The sequence below is a fragment of the Actinokineospora auranticolor genome (genome assembly GCF_041897805.1).
GTDB classification, from domain to species: domain Bacteria; phylum Actinomycetota; class Actinomycetes; order Mycobacteriales; family Pseudonocardiaceae; genus Actinokineospora; species Actinokineospora auranticolor.
This window is the reverse complement of sequence record NZ_CP154825.1, coordinates 4,931,881-4,951,476: the sequence shown is the minus strand read 5'-3', so window position 1 is coordinate 4,951,476 and position 19,596 is coordinate 4,931,881. Positions and strand designations below refer to the sequence as shown.

16 protein-coding genes are annotated in these 19,596 nt (G+C 72.2%); 12 read left to right on the top strand and 4 right to left on the bottom strand.

All coding sequences use genetic code 11. The features are described 5' to 3' along the window. Window positions 1–23 precede the first annotated feature (23 nt). A complete protein-coding gene (locus V5P93_RS21860; protein ID WP_245931240.1) occupies window positions 24–2,099 on the bottom strand; it encodes a M28 family peptidase in 2,076 nt (691 codons plus the stop codon). A gap of 176 nt (window positions 2,100–2,275) precedes the next feature. Between V5P93_RS21860 and V5P93_RS21855 the strand changes: the two genes are divergently transcribed. Beyond that, on the top strand, window positions 2,276–3,337 hold the full coding sequence (locus tag V5P93_RS21855) for an RICIN domain-containing protein (protein WP_104479003.1): 1,062 nt from the start codon (window positions 2,276–2,278) through the stop codon (window positions 3,335–3,337). Between the two features lie 56 nt (window positions 3,338–3,393). Here the strand turns inward: V5P93_RS21855 and V5P93_RS21850 are convergent, their stop codons facing one another. Next, complete coding sequence (locus V5P93_RS21850; protein WP_245931241.1) at window positions 3,394–4,281, bottom strand: pyridoxamine 5'-phosphate oxidase family protein; 888 nt, start codon at window positions 4,279–4,281, stop codon at window positions 3,394–3,396. Then, window positions 4,281–4,721, bottom strand: coding sequence for a VOC family protein (locus tag V5P93_RS21845; RefSeq protein WP_181043460.1), 441 nt, complete (start codon window positions 4,719–4,721; stop codon window positions 4,281–4,283). The genes V5P93_RS21850 and V5P93_RS21845 overlap by 1 nt, the downstream gene beginning before the upstream one ends. Before the next feature lie 131 nt (window positions 4,722–4,852). Between V5P93_RS21845 and V5P93_RS21840 the strand changes: the two genes are divergently transcribed. The 10 genes from V5P93_RS21840 to V5P93_RS21795 all read left to right on the top strand — a co-directional run bounded on the left by V5P93_RS21840 (window position 4,853) and on the right by V5P93_RS21795 (window position 13,128). Then, complete coding sequence (locus V5P93_RS21840) at window positions 4,853–5,347, top strand: CGNR zinc finger domain-containing protein (RefSeq protein WP_104479005.1); 495 nt, start codon at window positions 4,853–4,855, stop codon at window positions 5,345–5,347. 66 nt (window positions 5,348–5,413) lie between these two features. Then, on the top strand, window positions 5,414–5,554 hold the full coding sequence (locus V5P93_RS21835; protein WP_374066532.1) for a putative leader peptide: 141 nt from the start codon (window positions 5,414–5,416) through the stop codon (window positions 5,552–5,554). Between the two features lie 110 nt (window positions 5,555–5,664). Continuing rightward, complete coding sequence (locus tag V5P93_RS21830; protein WP_104479006.1) at window positions 5,665–6,684, top strand: NrtA/SsuA/CpmA family ABC transporter substrate-binding protein; 1,020 nt, start codon at window positions 5,665–5,667, stop codon at window positions 6,682–6,684. Next, on the top strand, window positions 6,681–7,529 hold the full coding sequence (locus tag V5P93_RS21825; protein WP_104479007.1) for an ABC transporter permease: 849 nt from the start codon (window positions 6,681–6,683) through the stop codon (window positions 7,527–7,529). Before V5P93_RS21830 ends, V5P93_RS21825 begins: the two co-directional genes overlap by 4 nt. Continuing rightward, the gene (locus tag V5P93_RS21820; RefSeq protein ID WP_104479079.1) at window positions 7,526–8,269 is read left to right on the top strand and encodes an ABC transporter ATP-binding protein; all 744 of its coding nucleotides are present in this window, start codon (window positions 7,526–7,528) and stop codon (window positions 8,267–8,269) included. Before V5P93_RS21825 ends, V5P93_RS21820 begins: the two co-directional genes overlap by 4 nt. Continuing rightward, the gene (locus tag V5P93_RS21815) at window positions 8,250–9,275 is read left to right on the top strand and encodes an ABC transporter substrate-binding protein (RefSeq protein ID WP_104479008.1); all 1,026 of its coding nucleotides are present in this window, start codon (window positions 8,250–8,252) and stop codon (window positions 9,273–9,275) included. Before V5P93_RS21820 ends, V5P93_RS21815 begins: the two co-directional genes overlap by 20 nt. Further along, window positions 9,272–10,174, top strand: coding sequence for an LLM class flavin-dependent oxidoreductase (locus tag V5P93_RS21810; protein ID WP_104479009.1), 903 nt, complete (start codon window positions 9,272–9,274; stop codon window positions 10,172–10,174). The genes V5P93_RS21815 and V5P93_RS21810 overlap by 4 nt, the downstream gene beginning before the upstream one ends. Window position 10,175: 1 nt before the next feature. Further along, a complete protein-coding gene (locus V5P93_RS21805; RefSeq protein ID WP_104479010.1) occupies window positions 10,176–11,339 on the top strand; it encodes an LLM class flavin-dependent oxidoreductase in 1,164 nt (387 codons plus the stop codon). 33 nt (window positions 11,340–11,372) lie between these two features. Then, on the top strand, window positions 11,373–12,131 hold the full coding sequence (locus tag V5P93_RS21800) for an IclR family transcriptional regulator (protein WP_104479011.1): 759 nt from the start codon (window positions 11,373–11,375) through the stop codon (window positions 12,129–12,131). A gap of 55 nt (window positions 12,132–12,186) precedes the next feature. Next, window positions 12,187–13,128 carry an ABC transporter substrate-binding protein gene (locus V5P93_RS21795; protein ID WP_104479012.1) on the top strand — a complete coding sequence of 314 codons (942 nt, stop codon included), beginning with the start codon at window positions 12,187–12,189 and terminating at the stop codon, window positions 13,126–13,128. Between the two features lie 69 nt (window positions 13,129–13,197). On the opposite strand, the gene V5P93_RS21790 is transcribed toward V5P93_RS21795, so the two are convergent. Beyond that, window positions 13,198–14,211, bottom strand: coding sequence for an LLM class flavin-dependent oxidoreductase (locus tag V5P93_RS21790; protein ID WP_104479013.1), 1,014 nt, complete (start codon window positions 14,209–14,211; stop codon window positions 13,198–13,200). Between the two features lie 675 nt (window positions 14,212–14,886). On the opposite strand from V5P93_RS21790, the gene V5P93_RS21785 reads away from it, so the two are divergent. After that, complete coding sequence (locus tag V5P93_RS21785; RefSeq protein ID WP_181043461.1) at window positions 14,887–19,551, top strand: RNA polymerase sigma factor; 4,665 nt, start codon at window positions 14,887–14,889, stop codon at window positions 19,549–19,551. Window positions 19,552–19,596 lie beyond the last annotated feature (45 nt).

The following is a 19,596-nucleotide window of genomic DNA, read 5'->3' as shown; positions in this document are numbered from 1 at the left end:
GGCCGGGCGCGCCACCCCGGCGGTCAGCAGTCGGCGGAGCGGGTGGCGGATTCCAGGGACTTGGTGAGCAGCTTCAGCCACTGCGTGGCGGTGGCCGTGTCGTTCTGGTCGAGGGGTTCGTTGACACCCGGCAGAACCTTGACGGCGTAGCCGGTGTACGTGCCGGGGGCGTAGATCTGGTGGCGGTACCAGGCCCGGTCCGGCAGGCCCTCGGACCGGGTCAGCGCCCGTTCCTGGGCCAGCACCGACCGGTTGAGCCGGTCCAGCCCGTCACGGCCGCCGAAGGACTTGTCGCGCAGCAGTTTGTCGCGTGTGGACTCCAGTTTCTCGGTGGCTCGCAGCCAGTCCTGGGCGGCCTTGGTCGCGGCCGTCACGTCGACCCCGCGCTTGCCCGCGGCCGCCAGGTAGGTCAGGGTCTCGCGGGCGTAGTCGGAGTAGTTGAGGGGGATGACGTCGGCCTGGGCCAGGCGCAGGCCGACCAGGCCCGTGGTCTGGGCGGACACGGACTGGTAGCGCGAACCGGGGTCGACGAAGCGCTCGAGGTTCTGCGGGTCGTCGATGGTGCTGTGGTAGTTGCCGCCGGGGGAGTCGAAGCCGAGGTCGGCCGACGGGACGCCGAGCCGGTCGAGGAACGCGGTGTAGTCCGAACCGCTGCCGAGGCGGGTGGGCACCGGGGCGCCCTGCGCGGTCCAGTTGGCGTAGACCGTGCCCTTCTCCGGGTCCGGCACCACCTTGGTGACGTCGGTGATCACGTCGTCGAGCGCCGGGACCGACGACGCGCCGAACGAGCGGCCCGCCGTGCCGTCCATGTTCAGGTACGCGACCGCGCCCCGCCGCAGCTCGGGGGCGAGCTGCTCGACCCACTCGGTGGAGCCGAGCAGGCCGTACTCCTCGCCGTCCCAGCCCGCGATCACGATCGTGCGCTCGGGTCGCCACCCGGTCTTGAGCAGCCGCGAGATGCCGTAGGCGATCTGCAGCGCCGAGGTCCAGCCGCTGGTGTTGTCGACGCTGCCGTAGGTCCAGGCGTCCCGGTGGGCGCCGATGATGACCTTCTCGTCGGGGCGGCCGCGCCCCTTGATCTCGGTGATGATGTTGTCGACCGGCAGCTGCTGGTACTCGATGTCGAGGTCCAGCCGGGCCTCGGTGGGGCCGGGCCCGACGTGGTACGGGAAGTCGAGGCCGCCCTGCCAGTTCGCGGGCACCGCCGGGCCGCCGAGGGCGCGCAGCAGGTGCTGGGCCTCGCCGTAGGAGATCGGGGTCGTGGGGATGCGCGGCAGGTTGTCCGCGTCCTCCGGGTCGATCCGCTCGGTACCGGGCACCGACGGCTCGCCCGGGGTCAGCGGGTCGCCGGGGTATTCGAAGATGTACTGCACGCTGCCGCGCTGGATCGAGTCCGCGGGCCGCCACGGGCCGTCGGGGTAGACCGGGCCGCGCACGAACCCGTCGTCCTTGGGGTCGGAGTAGATGATCACGCCCTTGGCCCCGTGCTCCTGCGCGACCTTCGACTTCACGCCGCGGAAGCTGCCGCCGTAGCGGGCCAGCACGATCTTGCCCCGGACGTCCACCCCCAGGGAGGCCAGGTGCTGGTAGTCCTCGGGCAGGCCGTAGTTGACGTAGACCACCTGTCCGGTGACGTCACCGGCGGGTGAGTACGCGTTGTAGCCGACGACCGCCTCGTCGAGGTACTTCTGCCCCGGGTAGGGCTTCTCCTTGACGCTCAGCGTCCGCTTCGTCGGGGCCGTGACCTCGACCTTGATGTCCTTGGCCACCGACCCGTACACCGAGTACCGCACGTGCCGGGCGGGCAGGCCCCACTCGCGCAGCTTGCCTAAGGCGTACTCACCGGCGACCCGGTTGCCCTCGGTCCCGATGAGCTGGGGCCTCGACGACATCGTCGTGTTCAGTTCCTTGGCCTGCGCCGGGTCGATCGCGGCCAGGAAATCCTTCTCCGCTCGTCGCTGCGCGGCCGAGTGGCCGGCGGTGAACCCGAGCAGGGGCTCATCCCGCGCGGCGGCGGGCACGGTGGCCAGGGAGGTCAGCAGACCCACCACGGCCGCACCCGCGACAACCTTCGAACTGCGTTGGGTGATGCTTCGCATACGGCCAGTCAACCGGTCCCGCCGGTGGGGCACCACCCACTGATCGTCCGGCGTCTTACCAGTTGGAACCCGGGAACGCCCCGAACGAGTGGCACCCGACCCGGGGATTGCCGGGTCCGTGCGGACCGCACCACGATCGGGAGTCCACAGTGGTCCGATCCGGAAGAGGCGCGGCGATGTCGAAGTGCGGGAGAGTCCTGGGCTTGGTCCTGTCCCTGGTGGCGGCGGCGGTGGTCACGGCGACACCGGCCCAGGCGCTGCCGGCCGGGTGCGCCAAGCCCGGGTCGCTGAACTGCCTGCGGATCACCAGCGGCGCGTTCGCGGGGAGCCTGGACATCGAGAACCCGGACGACCCGCACGCGTACTTGCGGTTCCGGGGCGACAACGGTGAGCGCTCGTTCTGGAAGCTGGAGCAGAACGCCGACTTCACCTTCCGCATCCGCAACCTGGCCAGCGGCAACTGCGTCGACGTGTGGCGCACCAACGGCTACCTGGACCAGTGGGAGTGCGTCGGGCAGAGCAGCCAGCGCTGGCACCTGGTCCCGTTCGCCGCCGACCTGTCGAGCTACTTCGTCAAGCAGGAGGACACCGGCCGCTGCTTCACCCTCGACAACGACGGCTACGTCTACGTCGGCGACTGCGCGGCGGGCGACACCCGCCAGTCGTTCACCCTCGGCGTCGACGGCAGCACCCTGGCGGGCACGAAGAACCTCGCCGTCCGGTACGCCATGAAGGTCTGCGACAGCAAACCGGAGACCTGCGGCTGGAAGGAGGACAAGACCAAGTACCCGGCCTACCTCGCCCCGGCCGAGTGCGTGAGCCAGCTGGTCAAGAACGCCACCCCGAACGAGGCCACCTACACCCGCACCTGGACCCAGACCACCGGCTGGCAGAACACCGTCGGCGGCAGCGTCACGGTGTCCACCGACATCGGCATCGATCTGGGCATCAAGGCGAAGGTGACGACCGCGATCCAGGCCAACTACCAGCACGCCTGGATCGGCTCGGAAGCGGTCTCCGACGCGGTGTCCATCAAGCTGAAGCCGGGGGAGTACGGCTGGGTGACGCGCGCGGCCCTGGTGAAGAAGGTGACCGGCACCTGGACCCTCGACCTCGCGGGCCAGAGCTGGACCCAGAAGGCCACCATCGTCATCCCCGCCAAGGACGGCACGGACAGCAAACTCAGCGCGGTCGTCCTCAAGGCTGGCAAGACCCCGCCCACCGACTGCAAGGGCTGACGGGGGGAATCCACAGTGGACGGGTGTGGGGTCGGGAGCGTCGACCCCACACCCGCTCAGACGGCCGGGTTGAAGCGGGAGAACTCGGGGGCGGACCAGTGCAGCGGGATGGCGTCGGCCACCTCGACCACGTCCGCCACGGTGAACCGCACCACGCGCTGGGCACCGGGGTGCCGGGCGGCGGACTCGGCGGACCAGTCGACGACGGCCGTGCCGGACAGGTGCAGTGCCGTGCCGGTGCTCCAGTCGGGGAACAGCAATCCCGCGCGCGGGTCGAGTTCCAGGTTGCCCAGCGTGAGGAACATGGCGTTGCCCGAGTAATCGGGCCACTCCAACTCGGCGCCGGGACCGACCTGGACGAATCCCGGGTTGCCGCCGCGGTGCGAGGTGTCCACGGACTCGTCGGCAGCGGTCGTCACGAAGAACGTGTCGGCCGCCGCGATCACCCGCCGCTGCGCCTCGGACAGCGACTCGCTCCAGGTCGCGGTGGGGGAGCCCGGCGCGACCGGTAGTGGTGACCGGCGCTGGATGTACTGGGGGCAGTTGGCCACGACCTGTTCCACGTCGACGGCGAGCCCGTCCGGCGTCGGCCGGGCCAGTCCGTTGACCCGCATCCGCCGCCGGGTGTCGGGCTCGATCGCGATCGTGCCGACCTGGGTCGGTCGGGTCAGGGCCGCCGCCAACGGATCGGCGGCGTTCGGCCGGGCGGCGACGGAGATGGTCCGTTCGTCCGGCGCGGCCAGGAATCCGGGGCGGCCGGTGAGCGCGGTGGACCACAGGCGGCCCGCCGCGTCGGCCGCGCCGAGGAACAGCACCGGCTGCCGGGTCAGGAACTCCGCCGCGACGCGCGGCACGGTGTCGCGGGCGACCCGCTCGACGCGCGCGGACTCATCCCGGACCCCGGCGCGGACCTGGACCGCCAACTCCCCGCGGTGGTAGGCCATCAGAAGAACCCGCAGGTCGGGGCACCCGGGGTGGGCGCGTCGCCGGTGGCGCCGGTGGGCGCGTAGATCTCCAGCCGGATCCCGTCCGGGTCGTGGAAGAACACCCCGCCGGAGTCGGCGCCTTCTCGGTGTGGCACCACGCCGTCGTGGGCGAACCGCACGTCCAGTTCCTTGAGCAGCACCTCCGCCGCGCGCACCTCCTCGATGGTGTCGACCTGGAACGACAGGTGGTGCAGGCCCGGGAGCCCGGTCGGGAACTCCCCGCCGCTCTGCTGCCACAGCGTGACCAGCAGGCGGCCGTCGCGGCCGAGGAACGCGTACCGCCCCGGTTCGGTCGCGGTGACCTCGAAGCCGAACACCCGCCGGTAGAACTCCACCGACCGTTCCAGGTCCGTGACGTTCAACCCGATGTGCCCGGTGCTGACCTTGTCGACCGCCATCAACCGCCCCTCTCGTTGTCTAACCCTTATTCTCAAGTTAAGCGGTTAGGTGCGGGCGGTCAACCACCTAAATCGTTTTTGCCGGTGACGGTAGTTTGGACGGGTCGGTGTCTCGCGGGAAGGAGCGTGGTGTGTCCGCACGGCCCCTGGTTGGCGAACCCCTGTCGCTCGACCTGCTCAACACGCGGTGGGCGGGTCCGAGCGGGCCGCACGACGCGCTCGACACGGTCGACGGGTTGCGGGCTTGGCTGAGCGAGGCCGACTTGCCGGGGACGGTCGACGAGCCGACCCTTGCCGCGCTCCGTGAGACGAGGGATTCGATCCTCGCCGCGATCGGCGGTGACACCGCCGGTCTGGACGCGGTGCTCGACCGCGGCCGGGTGCGGTTGTGCGTCGAGGGGGACCGGATCGAGGTCGACCCCGCGTGGCTGCCGTCCTGGCTGGCCGCCCGGCACTGCCTCGACCTGCTGACCACCGTGCCGGACCGGATCAAGGCGTGCGCGGGCCCGACCTGCGTCCTGCACTTCCTCGACACGTCGAAGAACGGCAGCAGGCGCTGGTGCTCCATGGCGGGTTGCGGCAACCGCGCCAAGGCCAACCGCCACTACACCCGCTCGCGGGGGTGAGAGTTTCCACGATATGGAAAGCCGTTGCGCGAAGGTCGGCTATATCGCCTGTTCAGCGGCCTTTCCATGATGCGGGAAACGTCAGGGGCGTGGTTGACGGTCGTCGTCGGCATGCCTAGCGTTCCCGGCATGAGGTTGCCCCGGCTGACGACCCGTCAGCACGTCGACCTGGTCCGGGTGGCCAGCGCGCTCTGTTCGCGCGGCTGAGCGACCCCGCTCCCACACACCGCCGGTAGCCGCGCCCGAACTCGGGTCCCGCGGCTCCCCGGCGACCCCTCCCTCACCTGATTCCTCGCGACAAGGCGACAGGCACGCTCATGGGCATTTTCGCGCACTCCTCCAGACTTCCCCGACTCGCCGCGGCGGTCGTCCTCGCCACCGCGCTCGCCGCCTGCGGCACCGCGGACGCGGGTTCCGGCACCGACTCGAACACCGTCGTGGTCAAGCTGACCGACCCCGGCAACTACGGGCCCCTGGCCTACGCCAAGAAGAACGGCAGCTTCGACGCGCCGCTGGCCAAGCTCGGCGCCAAGGTGGAGTGGGGCGGCTCGTACGTCTCCTTCACCGCCACCACCGACGCGATCCACTCCGGCGCGGTCAACTTCGCCGAGGGTGCCTTCTCGCCCGCGCTCGGCTACCTCGCCACCTCCGACGACATCCGCGTCGTCGCGGTCAAGGACGTGGTCACCGACTCGCGCGCCGGCGCGGGTGACGGGCTGGTCGTGCGCCCGGACAGTCCTATCAAGACGATCCAGGACCTGCGCGGCAAGCGGGTCGCGGTGAACAAGGCCGGGCGCGGCGAGTACCTGCTGCTGCTCGCGCTCAAGGAGGCGGGCATCCCGGCGAGCGAGGTGCAACGCGTCTACCTGCAACAGGACCAGGCCGCGTCCGCCTTCGCCTCCGGCCAGGTCGACGCCTGGGTGGCCATCGTCCGGGCCTTCCCGCAGGCGCTCGCCAAGGGCGCCCGGGTGATCTTCCGCGGCCGTGACCTGCCCTCGGACGACCTGAACATGTTCGTCGCCCGCACCGACCTGCTCGACAAGAACCCCGAGGTGGTCCGGACCCTGATCGACGTGCTGTCCCAGTTGGACGAACAGGAGAAGGTGGAGCCGGAGAAGTTCCAGAACGTCTTCGCCGCGGAGGGGCCGACCGCGGCGACCGGTCTGCAACTGGAGAACAACATCGCCGTCGCCCGCTACGACAACGTGCTGCGGTTCCCGAAGCCCGAGGACGAGGCCCGGCTCAACGGCGTGTCCAAGGTGTTCGTGGACAACAAGGTCCTGGAGAAGGCGTCCGACCCGAAGAAGGTGTTCTACACCTGGGGTGAGCGGAAATGACGTTGGCGCCCGCCCGCGTGAACCGCGCGGAAGCACCGGCGCTGGCCGAACCGGAGTTCCTCGGCGCGAAGTCCCGCAACCGGTGGCTGTCGCTGGCCATCCGGGGCAGCGTCCCGGCGCTGATCCTCGTCGCGTGGTGGTACACGACCACGCACGGACACGTGTCCACCGAGGTGCTCGCGTCGCCGGGGCAGGTGCTCCAGGCCCTGGTGGAACTGGTGAACACCGGCCAGCTGTGGGACTTCGCGGTCGCCTCGTTCGGCCGCGCCGGGTTGGGCGTCGGCATCGGCGTGAGCGCCGCGCTGGTGCTGGGCCTGATCAGCGGGTTGAGCAGGCTCGGCGAGGAACTGGTGGACGCGACCGCGCAGATCATCCGCGTGGTCCCGTTCCTGGCCCTGGTGCCGCTGTTCATCTCCTGGTTCGGCGTCGACGAGGCGTTCAAGGTCGCGCTGATCGCGGTCTCCTCCGCCTCGCCGATGTACGCCTACACCTACCTGGGCGTGCGCTCGGTCGACCGGAAGGTGGTCGAGGCGGCGCGCGGGTTCGGCCTGCGCGGCTGGCGGCTCGCGGTCGGCGTGATCGTGCCGAGCGCGCTGCCGAACATCCTGATGGCGCTGCGCATCTGCCTCGGCATCAGCCTGGTCGGCCTGATCGCGGCCGAGCAGGTCGGCGCCACCGAGGGCATCGGCTACCTGGTGACCCTGGCCCAGCAGTACTACCGCAACGACTACATGGTGCTGTGCATCGTGATCTACGCGCTGATCGGGATCGCGGTGGACCTGCTGATCCGGCTGGCGGAGCGCACCGCCATGCCGTGGCGACGACACGGGACGGCGAGCGGATGACCACCGAGAACCCCGTCGTGCGGCTGCGCGGCGTCCGCAAGTCCTTCGGGGACAAGCGGGTGCTCGACGGCATCGACCTGGACATCGCGCCCGGCGAGTTCGTCGCGCTGCTCGGCCCCAGCGGCACCGGCAAGACAACCTTGCTGCGATTGCTGTCCGGCCTGCAACGCGCGGACGCCGGAACCGTGCTGGTGCCCCCGGTGCGCACGGTCGTCTACCAGGAACCCCGGCTGGTCCAGGCCCGCCGGGTGCTGGCCAACGTCACCATCGGCCAGCGCGGCCGGGCGGTCCGCGAGCCCGGTCTCGCCGCGCTCGCCGAGGTGGGCCTGGCGGACAAGGCCCGCGCCTGGCCCGCCACCCTCTCCGGCGGCGAGGCGCAACGGGTCGCGTTGGCCCGCGCCCTGGTCCGGCAGCCGCAGCTGCTGCTGCTCGACGAGCCGTTCGCCGCGCTCGACGCGCTGACCCGCTTGCAGATGCAGGAACTCGTCGCCGACCTGTGCGCCCGGCACCGCCCGGCGGTGCTGCTGGTGACCCACGACGTCGACGAGGCGCTGCTGCTCGCCGACCGCGCGATCGTCCTGCGCGACGGCGGCTTCGCGCTCGACCGCCGCCTCGACCTGCCCCACCCGCGCGACCGCGACGACCCCGCCGTCATCGCCCACCGCAAGGACTACCTCTCCGCGCTGGGCGTCACGTCCCGGCCATCCCCCAGGAGCACCGATGAGCACGCTCACGCTTGAGCAGAACCGGATCTGGTACACCCGCTGCCCGGTGCCCACCGCCAGCGGCCTGGCGCACAACCTCGGCTGGCTGACCGAGGAGTACGCCGCCGACGGCCTCGACGTCGGTGTGCTGCAGGACGCCGCGCCCGAGATCGCCGCCCGGCACTTCGACCACCGCCTCGTCGGCCTGTTCCGCGAGGGCGGCAACGTGCCCGCCCTGGTCGCCAAGTCCGAGGGCGCGCCGACCCGGCTGATCGGGCTGACCTGGATCGACGAGTCCCAGGTGATCGTCGTCCGGCCCGACGCGGGCATCACCGCCCCCGAACACCTCGCGGGCAAGCGGGTCGCGTTGCCCGCGCTGGCCGCCGACCGGGCGCGCAGCTTCCCGCGCGCCATGGCGCTGCACGGGTTCGTCGGCGCGCTCGGCACCGCCGGGCTGACCATCGCCGACGTCACCCTCGTCGAGGTGCCGACCGGTCAGGGCGACGTCGGCCGCGGTGCCGAAGGCGGGTCCTCCCTGTTCGGCATCGAGGCGCTGACCGCGGGCGATGTGGACGCCGTCTACATCAAGGGCGCGCAGGCCGCCGAGCAGGCGGTGGCGCACGGCCTGGTGGTCGGCATCGACCTGGATTCCTTCGCCGACAAGCGGTTCCGGGTCAACAACGGCACGCCCCGGCCGATCACCGTGCACGAACAGCTCCTCGACGAGCGGCCCGACCTCGTCGAGCGGTTCCTCGTGCGGACGCTGCGCGCGGCGGACTGGGCGGCGGAGAACCTCGACAGCGTGCGGGAGATCCTGGCCAGGGAGACCCGCTCCGGCGCCAAGGGCGTCGAACTCGCGTACCGGGACGGCTTCCACCGGTCACTGCACCCGGACCTGTCCGAGGCGCGGCTGTCCCTGCTGACCCGGCAGAAGAACTTCCTGCTGGCGCACGGGTTCCTCGCCCGGGACATCGACGTCGACGCCTGGGCCGCGCCCGAGCCGCTGGCCCGCGCCTGGGCACGGCTGGAGGCGGACCGGTGAGCGGACCACGGATCATCTGGACCATCCCCACCCGGGGCGACGGCAAGACGGCTCGCGGCTGGGCCCCGGCGCCCGCGCTGCCCGGGTTCCTCACCGACGGTCGCGTGGGCGGCCCCGCGTTCACCCCGTTCGACTACCTGCACCAGATCTCCCGCGCCGCCGAACTCGGCGGGCTCGCCGGGGTCTACACGCCGTACGACCCGCACGGAGAGGAGTCGCTGGTGGTCACCGGCTCCCTCGGCCGCGACAGCCGGTACCTGGAGGTCGTCGCCGGGTTCCCGGCCGGGATCGCGACCCCGGTCTACGCGGCGAAGCTGTCCGCGACCCTGCAACGCGCCTTCGGCGGCAGGCTGTCGTGGCGGCTGGAGGTGGACCTCGACGAGCGCGTGCAGCGCGCCCAGGGCGACTTCGTCACCGGCCCCGACCGCTACGCCCGCGCCGCCGAGTTCCTGACCGTGGCCAAGGCCGTGTGGCACGGGCGGGACGTCGACTTCACCGGCCGGTTCTACGAGGTCGTCAGGGGCGGCTTCGAGGGCCCGCTGGCCGGGCTGCCGTTCCCGACCGTGTACCTGTCCGGCACCTCCGACGAGGCGTTCGCGCTGTCCGCCGAGCACGCCGACGTGCACGTGTTCGACCTGGCCCCGGACCTCGACGCGCACCTGGCGCGCCTCGACCCCCGGGTCCGGCCCGCGCTGCAAGCGTCCGTGCACACCCGCGAGGACGAGGTCGAGCTGCGCGGCCCGGCGGGGCTGCGCGGCACGTACCAGCAGGTGGCGGACCGGATCCTGGCCTACGCGGACCGGGGCGTCGACACCTTCTTCCTCTCCGCCGAGCCCCGGCTGGAAGAGGCACTGCGGATCGCGCAGCACGTGCGGCCACTGCTCGCCGGGAGGGCGTGACATGAGCATCGACATCTGGTGGCGGATCGGCATGGCGGGCGACCCCGGCTCGCTGCGCACCGCCCACCGCCAGTCCCGCGGCGACTGGGCGCCCGCCGGACCGGACAGCATCACCCCGGGCCTGCGCGGCGGCGAACCCGACGGCTACGGCCTGCTCGACTACCTCGTGGAGACCGCGAAGGCGGCGGAGGGCCTGGGCTTCCACGGCGGCCTGCTGCCCTCGTTCGCGGGCACCGACGACCCGTGGGCCGTGGCGGCGGCGCTGGCCAGGGAAACCAAGACGTACAAGTTCATGATCGCCTTCCAGCCCGGGTTCCTGAACCCGGTGCAGGCCGCGCGGATGACCGCGAGCCTGCACCGCGCCTCGGCGGGCCGGGTCGCGTACAACATCATCACCGGCGGCGGCGGACCCCCGCAGCTGTGGTGGGGCGACAAGGTCGCGCACGACGACCGCTACGCCCGCACCTCGGAGTTCCTCGACGTGCTGCGCGGCGTGTGGGACGGCGGACCGTTCGACTTCGACGGCCGGTTCTACCGCGTCGAGGGCGCCGGCCTGCCCGGACCGCTCGCCGGGCTGCCGTTCCCGGAGGTCTTCTTCTCCGGCTCCTCGCCCGCCGCCATCGCGGCCGCCGGGCGGCACGCCGACAACTACCTGTCCTGGTTGGAGCCCTTCGACGCCCTGCGCGCCAAGTTCGACGCCGTCCGCGCGCACAGCGCCGCCCCCAGGTTCGCCGTCCGGGTCGACGTCCTGGCCCGGCCGACGGCCGAGGAGGCGTGGGGCGAGATCGAGCGCGGCTGGCGGCACGTGCGGCCCGAGGCGGTCCGCGCGCAGCTCTCCCGCGACGGCGGCGACTCGTTCGGGGTGCGCCGCGCGGTCGGCTTCCAGCCCGAGTCGTTCACCGGCTACCGCGACTTCGAGGTCGAGCCGAACGTCTTCGCCGGGCTCGCGCTGATGCGGCCCGGTCCGGCGTTCGGCCTGGTCGGCAGCTACGAGCAGGTCGCCGAGCGGCTCGACGGGCTCATCGACCTGGGTGTGGAGTCGTTCATCCTGGCCGGTGGGCCGCACCTGGAGGAGGCGTACCACGTCGCCGAGGGGGTGTTGCCGCTGCTGCGCGGCAGGCCCGGGGAGCGCGCACCGGCCGAGTCGGTGACGCTGAGTGCGTAGACTGACCGCCGACGACGGAGCGGGAGGCCGGTGATGGCGACCAGCGCGGCCCCGGCGGGCGCGCAGGCCGTGCAACGCGCCCTCGGGGTGTTGCAGTGCTTCCGGTACCTCGGTCCCGAGCTGGGCGTCAGCGACATCGCCCGCGCGCTGGAGCTGCCGGTCAGCACCGCGCACCGGCTGGTCCTGACCCTGGTCGCCGCGGGTTTCCTCGAACGCGACGCGGCCACCGCCCGCTACCGGCTCGGCACCACCGTTGCCGAGCTGGGCCAGCTGCACTACTTCCGGCACGGCCTGCACCGGCTCGACCCGGTGCTGGCCGCGCTGGGCCGGGCCACCAGGGCGTCGGCCAGCATCGCGGTGCGCAGCGGCCACGACGCGCTCGTGCTGATCGGCGGCACGGTCGGCGCCGAGTCCTCCGACGGCATCCGCACCCCGCTGCACTCCACCGCCATGGGCAAGGTGCTGCTGGCCTGGGCGCCACCCGGCGAGGACGACCTGGACGCGCTGCCCGAGCTGGTCCGGCTGACCGACCGCACCATCGGCGACCGCGCCGAACTGCGGGCCGAGCTGGCGCGGGTGCGGGTGGCCGGGTACGCGGTCAACGACGGGGAGAGCGAGGTCGGCATCCGGTCGGTCTCGGTGCCGGTCCTCGACGCCGACGGCTTCGGCTACGCCGCGCTCACCCTCCGGGCCACCCCGGAACTGATCACCGACGACCGCGTCCGCTGGTTCGTCGACCAGGCACTGGCCCGTGTGGACCGGGTCGCCGCGCTGCTGCTGCCTGGCAAGTAACTCTCCCTTCCCCTGTTTTCGGGGTCTCTTCACCGTATCCGCATGGAGGTTTGTCATGTCCGTTCGCGTTGGGTACTTCCCGCACAACAACTCGCTCTTCGTGCTGCGGCACACCGGAATCCTGGAGCGCGAGCTGCCGGACGTCACCTGGGTGGACCTGCGGTCGCTGCCGCAGGGCGAGCAGCCCGACCCGCGGTCGGGCCTGCCGACCGTGCACAGCGACCAGCTCTTCGCCGACGGCGGCTACGACGTCATCGGCACCGGCTTCACCCCGCCGATCACCGCCCTCGGCGCCGGCCACGACGTCGTCTACCTCGGTGTCTCCGGCCCGCGCGTGGAGAACGGCCGGATCGTGGTGCGCGCCGACTCGCCGATCAAGGAGGTCGCCGACCTGCGCGGCAAGCGCGTCGGCGTCGCGCACGGCTCGTGGCAGACCACCCTGCTCCTGTTCGCCCTCGACCAGGCGGGCCTGACCTGGGCCGACGTCGAACCGGTCAACGCCGGCGCGAACGCCGCGCGGCTGTTCCTCGACGGCGACATCGACGCGTGGACCGGCTCCTACCCGGACCTCGACCAGGTCGAGGCGCGGACCGAGGTGCGCACCCTCATCCACACCGAGGGCCTGTTCAGCCACCCGTCCCTGTGGTTCACCCGCCGCGACTTCGCCGAGCACAACCGTGAGGCGCTGACCGCGATCGTGGCGGCGTTGCAGGAGTCGGACCGGTGGATCACCGAGAACCCGCGCGCCGCCGCGCGGTTCTTCGTCGACGACGCGGAGGCCAGGGGAGTGGCGGCCGATCTCGACGCGTGGGAGCGGGCCCTGCGCAACCGGCCGTTCGGCATCAACCCCGTCGACGCGGCGTTCCTGGACGAGCAGCAGCGCGCCGCCGACCTGCTCGCCGCCAACGGCCTGCTGCCCCGGCGGGTGCGGGTGCGGGACGCGGTGCTGCCGTGGGTGAACGACGTGGTGGCGGGCACGGTGGCCACGCCCGCCTGATCCGGTACCCGGTGGTGGCGGGCCCCTGCAAACCCGCCACCACCGGGGACGACCCCGCCGCGAGCGGCGTCAGGTCGTCGGTCGCCAGCCGAGGGCCGGGCCTAGGCGGGTGGCGATGTCGGTGAGGATCTGGACGTAGTCGTCGTGGTCGAAGGTGAACGGCAGCGCGAACGCGACCTCCGACACCTCGCCGAAGGCGGTGTTCGCGGCGAGCCGGTCGACGATCTCCGCCGAGCTGCCCACCAGGTCGCGGGCGAACAGCATCCGGGCCGGTCCCTGCGGGGAGTTCGTGCGCGGGGTGCGGCTCTCGGCGTACGCCAGGTACTTCGCGCGCTGCTCCGGGGTCGCCGAGTCGGTCGGGATGACGACCAGGCCCTGCGAGACGCGGGCCTTGTCACCGTCGGGGTGGTGCGCGCGGAACTCCCGGATGAGCCGGAGTTGGATCCGGTCGAAGTCGGCCGAGTCCTCGGCCTTGACGACGTTGCTGGTCAGCAGGTTCAGCCCGGTCTCGCCTGCCCAGCGCGCGGAGCCGAGGCTGCCGCCGCCGTACCAGATCCGGCTCGCCAGGCCGGGGGAGTGCGGCTGCACGCGGTCCGAAAAGGACTCGAAGCCCTCGGTGCCGCTGAAGTCGGACGCGGGCTCGCCGCGCACCAGGTCGAGCAGCCTGCGCACCCGTGGGTAACCGAAGTCCTCCTGGTCGGCGGTGTCCGGGTACAGCGCGTCGCGCACGGCGGCGAAGTGCCCGGGCGGCCCGACGCTCACCCCCGGGTTCAGCCTGCCGCCGGAGAGCACGTCCACTGTGGCCAGGTCCTCCGCGAGGCGCAGCGGGTTCTCCCAGCCCAGCGGGATGACGGCGGTGCCGAGGTCGATCCGGCTGGTGCGCTGGCTCGCCGCGGCGAGCACCGCCACCGGCGAGGAGATCCCGTACTGCAGGTGCCGGTGCCGCACCCAGGCGCTGTCGAACCCGAGCCGCTCACCCAACTCGATGATCCGCAACGTGCTCTCGTGCCCCGCCCGCGGATCCGCACCGTCGAACAACCCGATGGTGAGGAAGCCCAACCTCCGCAGCGGTTCCACGACCACACCTCTCGTTGACACCCGTCCTCCCGGATTCTCCCGCCGCCGGGCCGCGCGGTCACGCCGTTCCACCAACCGGACGCTTGGCCCACCGGATGACAAACGACCCTGGCGTGTGCTGCGCACCGGGTGACACGGCAACCGGTGCGCCACACCCGAAGGCTGGTGACAGAAGCAGGCCATTCGCCCGGAGGCGGTTCCGATCGCCGGTGCGGGTCGAGAGGATGGCGTCCTGGTCGGCAGCGGGCATCCGGCCAGGTGGCACGACCTCGGGAGAGATGTCGTGAGCGGCGACCCGGTGTTGGCGGAGCGGCTGTGCGCGAGGTGCGGGCAGGGCCACTGCGCGCCGCGACGCGGCGGATCCGCTCGGGCGGTTTCGCCGGAGACGCGCCCGGACCGGAACCGGGCTCTGGCGCGACCTCGGGACAGACACCGTGCTGTCCGGTCGGTTGCGCGCTGGGTAGCGAGCGGCCTGTTCGGGGAGGGCGGCGCCCGGGCGGCTCGAAGGTTCCGGCCGCGTGGCGCTGCCCCAGGGGGCGGGACGGGTGACCGGGTGCCGGTCGGGCCGCTGTTCGCCGGGGTGTGGGCGCGTCCGCGGAATTTGTTCAGGCGGTTTCGGGGAGAACGGCGTCCGTGCCCGCACAGGACTTCCGACCAGGCGGAACGACCTCGGAGGACGTCATGGATGACGAGCGGGCGTTGGTGGAGCGGTTGCGGGCCGGGGAACCCGCGGCGCAGCGGGAACTGTTCGAGCGGTGGCGGCCGTGGTTGCGCGGCTTCTTCCGGTCCCGGGTGGACCCCGGCGAGGTGGAGGACCTGGCCAGTGAGGTCATCACCCGGGCGTTGGAGGGGCTGCGCGGCGGCCAGCGGCCCGAGGCGCTCGGCGCCTGGGGCGCGGGGATCGCCCGCAACGTGCTCCGGCGGTGGTACGAGCAGCGCAGCCGCCGTCCGACCGGGATGCCCGACGAGGTGGCTCAGCCGACCGCCGACCCGGCGTTCGACCTCGACCGAACCGAGCTGCCCGACCAGCCCGAGCAGCTGGTCGTCCAGCTGGGCGAACGGCACCTGTGGAACACCGTGGTGGCGGCTGCCGACGGGCTCGGCGGTGAGCTGGCGCCGATCATGCGCACGCACATCGAGCTGACCCGCAGCCGGGGGCGGATGGTCGTCGGCACCGAGCTGGCGGCGGCCGTGGGGCGGCCGGTGGACGTCGTCAACCGGCAGTTCCACCGCTCCCGGACCAAGCTGCTGGACATGCTGTCCGCGCTGGTCATCGCCCGCACCGGGCGCGGCGACTGCACCGCGCTGGTCGGCACCCTCGACGGTGTCCTGCGCCCCGACCAGCCCGTCGGCCGCGACCTGGTGCTGGACCCGACGCAGGCGCGGAAGGTGCTCAAGCACGCCGACGGCTGCCCGGCCTGCGCGCTGCGGGCCAAGCAGGCCAAGGACTTCAGCCGGTGGGCGCTGGGCCCGGGACTGGTCGGCCTGCCCGAGGACGACGACGAGCGCCGTCGCGCGGTCGCCGCCCTGTTCAGCCGCGCCGCCGAGGCACCCGCCGCGCCGGGGACGGTCGCCCTGGGCGCGGTGCCCGCGCCGCTCATCGCCGACGAGTCGGGGCTGCTGGGTCGCGTCCGGACGGCGCTGGCGTCGAGGGTGGCCGCGGCACCCCGGCCGGACGCGGCGATCCGGTTCGTGCAGCACCACCCCGACGTCGTCCAGCGGATCGTGGCGGTCACGGCGGGCGGTGTCGTGGTGACGGCGGCGGTCGTGCTGGCCGTGCTCGCGCCGGAAGGGGACTCGACGGCCGGGCCGGTCACGGGCGGACCGCCGACCAGCACCGTCGCGGGCGCCGACCCCGCGCGGCCCGGCGACGGCGTGAACCCGGTGGTGCCGGTCGCGGTGACCAGCGTGGCCACCACCGAGGCCGCCCCCACCGCCACCGGCCCCCAACCGACCCCGAACCCCACCACGACATCCCCGGCCCCCGCCCCGACCACGGGGACGACCCACTCCACGGCCACGCCACCCACCACCACGGAACCCGGCAAGACCACCCCACAGCCGACGACAACTCCACCGCCGACCACCACCATGACCACCCCGCCGCCGACGACCACAACGACGACCACAACGACGACCACAACCCCGACGACCACAACCCCGACGACCACAACGTCACCACCGACGACCACAACCCCGCCGCCGGTGACCACGACTCCGCCGCTGACTACGACAACCTCGCCGCCGACCACGACCACCCAGGCTCCGATGACCACAACGCCACCACCGGCCACTACGACCCCGCCACCGACGACGACCACCCAGACGCCGACGACGACCACCCAGACGCCGACGACGACCACCCAGACGCCGACGACCACAACGCCCCCGCCGACTCCGACCACCACCACGACCCCGGCGCCGACGACGACCACCCCACCACCCACCCCCGTCGGCGAGACCGTGGTCCTGGACGTCACCGGTCTGTCCTACGAGTCCTTCACCGTCTCCGGCCAACCCGGCGTGCTGGACGCCCGCCGCACCCACGAGCTACGGCTGACCCCCGGTCAGCACACCCTCACCGTCTCCGCAGGTGCCAAGGTCACCTTCGAGGTCACCGCCGACCACCACATCGCCTACGACCCCACCCTCCAGGGCACCCTCACCGGCGCGGGCACGTCCACCCTGGCCGTGCACGGGCACGAGTTGACCCTCGACACCACCGACCTCGACTACGAGAACGTCACGGTCACCGGCACCGGCTGGCTCCCCTACGACCCGGCCCGCCGCCGGTCCCTGCTGCCCGGAAAGCACTTCGTGGTCCCCGCCGCGGGCAACCAGATCCCGTTCACCGTCACCGGCGACGGCCACGTCGTCTACGACCTCGCCCTCCAAGGCACCCTCACCGGCGCGGGCACCTCCACCCTGGCCGTCCACGGGCACACGATCACCCTGGACACCACCGGGCTGGACTACCGCGCCACCTCCGTCGCGGGCACCGGCTGGCCGGTCTACCGTCCCGTCAGCACCCGACGGCTGCTCCCCGGCTCGTACTCGCTCGTCGCCAACAACGGCAACTCCGTCCCGTTCACCGTCACCGACAGCGGGGACGTCACCTACGCCACGAACCTGGAGGGCCTGCTCACCGGCGCCGGCAGCCCGACCCTCGCCGCGCACGGGCGGCCCGTGGTCCTCGACACCACCGAACTGGACCACGCCAACTCGACCATCAACGGCGCCGCGTGGCCGCCGAGGCAGACAACGCGCACCTACCGGGTCCTACCCGGAAACCAGAACGTGGCCACGACGAGCGGGCACCTCGTCCCGTTCCGCGTCACCCTCGACGGGAAGATCCAGTACGACGACCCACAAGCGGGCCTGCTCACCGGCGCGGGCACCTCGACCGTTGCCGTGCACGGTCTCCCCGTCCGCGTCGACGTGTCCGATGTGGACTACTACAACATGACCGTCAACGCCGCCGGGTGGCAGACCGCGACCACGGTGCGCACCTACCGGCTCCTGCCCGGCGCGCACCGCGTCGACGCCCCCAACGGCAACTTCGTCCCGTTCACCCTCACCCGCTCGGGCACCGTCGAGTTCGACCCGTCCGCGGCGGGCGTCCTCACCGTGAGCGGGTCCGCCCTGGTCGTCCACGGCGTCCCGATCACCCTCGACAACCGGGACATCAGCTACGCCAACACGACCCTCGGCGGCGTCGCCATGCACGTCCCCGCCGCGACCCACACCTTCCGCGTGCTTCCCGGCAACCACACCGTCGTGACCAGCAACTCCGTCACCGTCCCGTTCACCGTCACCACCGGGGGCCGGGTCGCCTACGACCCGGCCCTGGAGGGCAGGCTCACCGGTACCGGCACGGATACCGTCGCCGTGCACGGCTCCGAGGTCACCATCGATACCACCGGCGTGGACTGGACTTCTACGACCGTGCCCGGAATGTCCTCGTGGAACGGTCACACGACAAGAACGCTGAAACTGCTCCCCGGCAAGCACGCCATCTTCGGCCCGGGCAGCGTGACCCTCGCCTTCCAGGTGACCGATACCGGCGCGGTGACCTACGACCCCGCTCTGGGGCGGGTCCTGGCGGGCGCGGGCACGTCAACCCTGGCCGTGCGCGGCTTCCCGATCACCTTCGACACACGCGGCCTGGACTACGGCAACGTGTCGGTCAGCGGCTCGGGATGGCCCGCGTACCAACCCGTCGTCACCAGGGCGTTGATCCCCGGCTCGTACTCGCTCGTCGCCAACAACGGCAACTCCGTCCCCTTCACCATCACCGAAGACGGCCACATCGCCTACGCCGCGAACCTGGAGGGCCTGCTCACCGGCGCGGGCAGCACCACACTCGCCGCGCACGGACTGCCCGTCACGCTCGACACCACCGACCTCGACCACGCGCAGGTGACCCTGAGCGGCGCGGGATGGCCGCCCAAGCAGGCCGTCCGGACCTTCCGGATGCTGCCGGGCAACCAGGCCGTGCTCACCTCGAGCGGACACTCACTGCCGTTCCGGCTGACCGCGGACGGAAAGGTCGAGTACGACGCGACCGAGACGGGCCTGCTCTCCGGCGCCGGGACATCGACTGTCGCGGTGCACGGTCTGCCGATCCAAGTCGACGTGTCCGATGTGGACTACTACACGATGACCATCAACTCGGTCGGCGCGCAGACACCCCAGGCCGTGCGCACGTACCGACTCCTCCCTGGCGCGCACCGCGTCGACGCGCCCAACGGCAACGCGGTGCCGTTCGCGGTGACGCGAGACGGCCGGATCGAGTACGACCGGTCCGTGGACGGCCTGCTCACCGGCCGGGGCACCACCACGGTCGCCGTGCACGGATACCCGGTCACCCTCGACGCCCGGGACCTCACCTACACCAACGTCACCGCGGGTGGTGTCGCCTTCCACACCGCCGCGCCCACGCACACCTTCCGGCTGCTGCCCGGCGCGCAGACGCTGCTCACCGCCGCCGGGGTCAAGGTTCCCTTCACCTTCGCCGCCGACGGAACCGTGCACTACGACACCGGACTGGCGGGAACCCTGACGGGCGGAGGCACCGCCACCCTCGCCGCGCACGGGCGGGAGATCACCATCGACGCGCGGGACAGCGGGTGGCAGTCCGTCGTCATCACCGGCGTCGGCGTGATGAACGCGCGGCAGCCGAACGCGGTGCGACTGCTGCCGGGTGACCACGTCGTCGTCGCCCCCGGCAACGTCAACCGCCCGTTCCAGGTGACCGAGGCGGGCACGGTCGAGTACGCGACAAGCCTCGACACCGTATTCGCCGGCCGCGGCACGGCAACGCTACTCGTCCGCAAACCGGCCTGACAGCACGAGAAGGGGCCCGGCGACGAGATCGCCGGGCCCCTGCCG

Excerpts from the sequence above, each read along its gene's own strand:
- V5P93_RS21860 (WP_245931240.1), bottom strand. The coding sequence starts at position 2,099 with ATGCGAAGCATCACCCAACGCAGTTCGAAGGTTGTCGCGGGTGCGGCC.
- V5P93_RS21855 (WP_104479003.1), top strand. The coding sequence starts at position 2,276 with ATGTCGAAGTGCGGGAGAGTCCTGGGCTTGGTCCTGTCCCTGGTGGCG.
- V5P93_RS21850 (WP_245931241.1), bottom strand. The coding sequence starts at position 4,281 with ATGGCCTACCACCGCGGGGAGTTGGCGGTCCAGGTCCGCGCCGGGGTC.
- V5P93_RS21845 (WP_181043460.1), bottom strand. The coding sequence starts at position 4,721 with ATGGCGGTCGACAAGGTCAGCACCGGGCACATCGGGTTGAACGTCACG.
- V5P93_RS21835 (WP_374066532.1), top strand. The coding sequence starts at position 5,414 with ATGATGCGGGAAACGTCAGGGGCGTGGTTGACGGTCGTCGTCGGCATG.
- V5P93_RS21830 (WP_104479006.1), top strand. The coding sequence starts at position 5,665 with ATGGGCATTTTCGCGCACTCCTCCAGACTTCCCCGACTCGCCGCGGCG.
- V5P93_RS21825 (WP_104479007.1), top strand. The coding sequence starts at position 6,681 with ATGACGTTGGCGCCCGCCCGCGTGAACCGCGCGGAAGCACCGGCGCTG.
- V5P93_RS21820 (WP_104479079.1), top strand. The coding sequence starts at position 7,526 with ATGACCACCGAGAACCCCGTCGTGCGGCTGCGCGGCGTCCGCAAGTCC.
- V5P93_RS21815 (WP_104479008.1), top strand. The coding sequence starts at position 8,250 with ATGAGCACGCTCACGCTTGAGCAGAACCGGATCTGGTACACCCGCTGC.
- V5P93_RS21805 (WP_104479010.1), top strand. The coding sequence starts at position 10,176 with ATGAGCATCGACATCTGGTGGCGGATCGGCATGGCGGGCGACCCCGGC.
- V5P93_RS21800 (WP_104479011.1), top strand. The coding sequence starts at position 11,373 with ATGGCGACCAGCGCGGCCCCGGCGGGCGCGCAGGCCGTGCAACGCGCC.
- V5P93_RS21795 (WP_104479012.1), top strand. The coding sequence starts at position 12,187 with ATGTCCGTTCGCGTTGGGTACTTCCCGCACAACAACTCGCTCTTCGTG.
- V5P93_RS21785 (WP_181043461.1), top strand. The coding sequence starts at position 14,887 with ATGGATGACGAGCGGGCGTTGGTGGAGCGGTTGCGGGCCGGGGAACCC.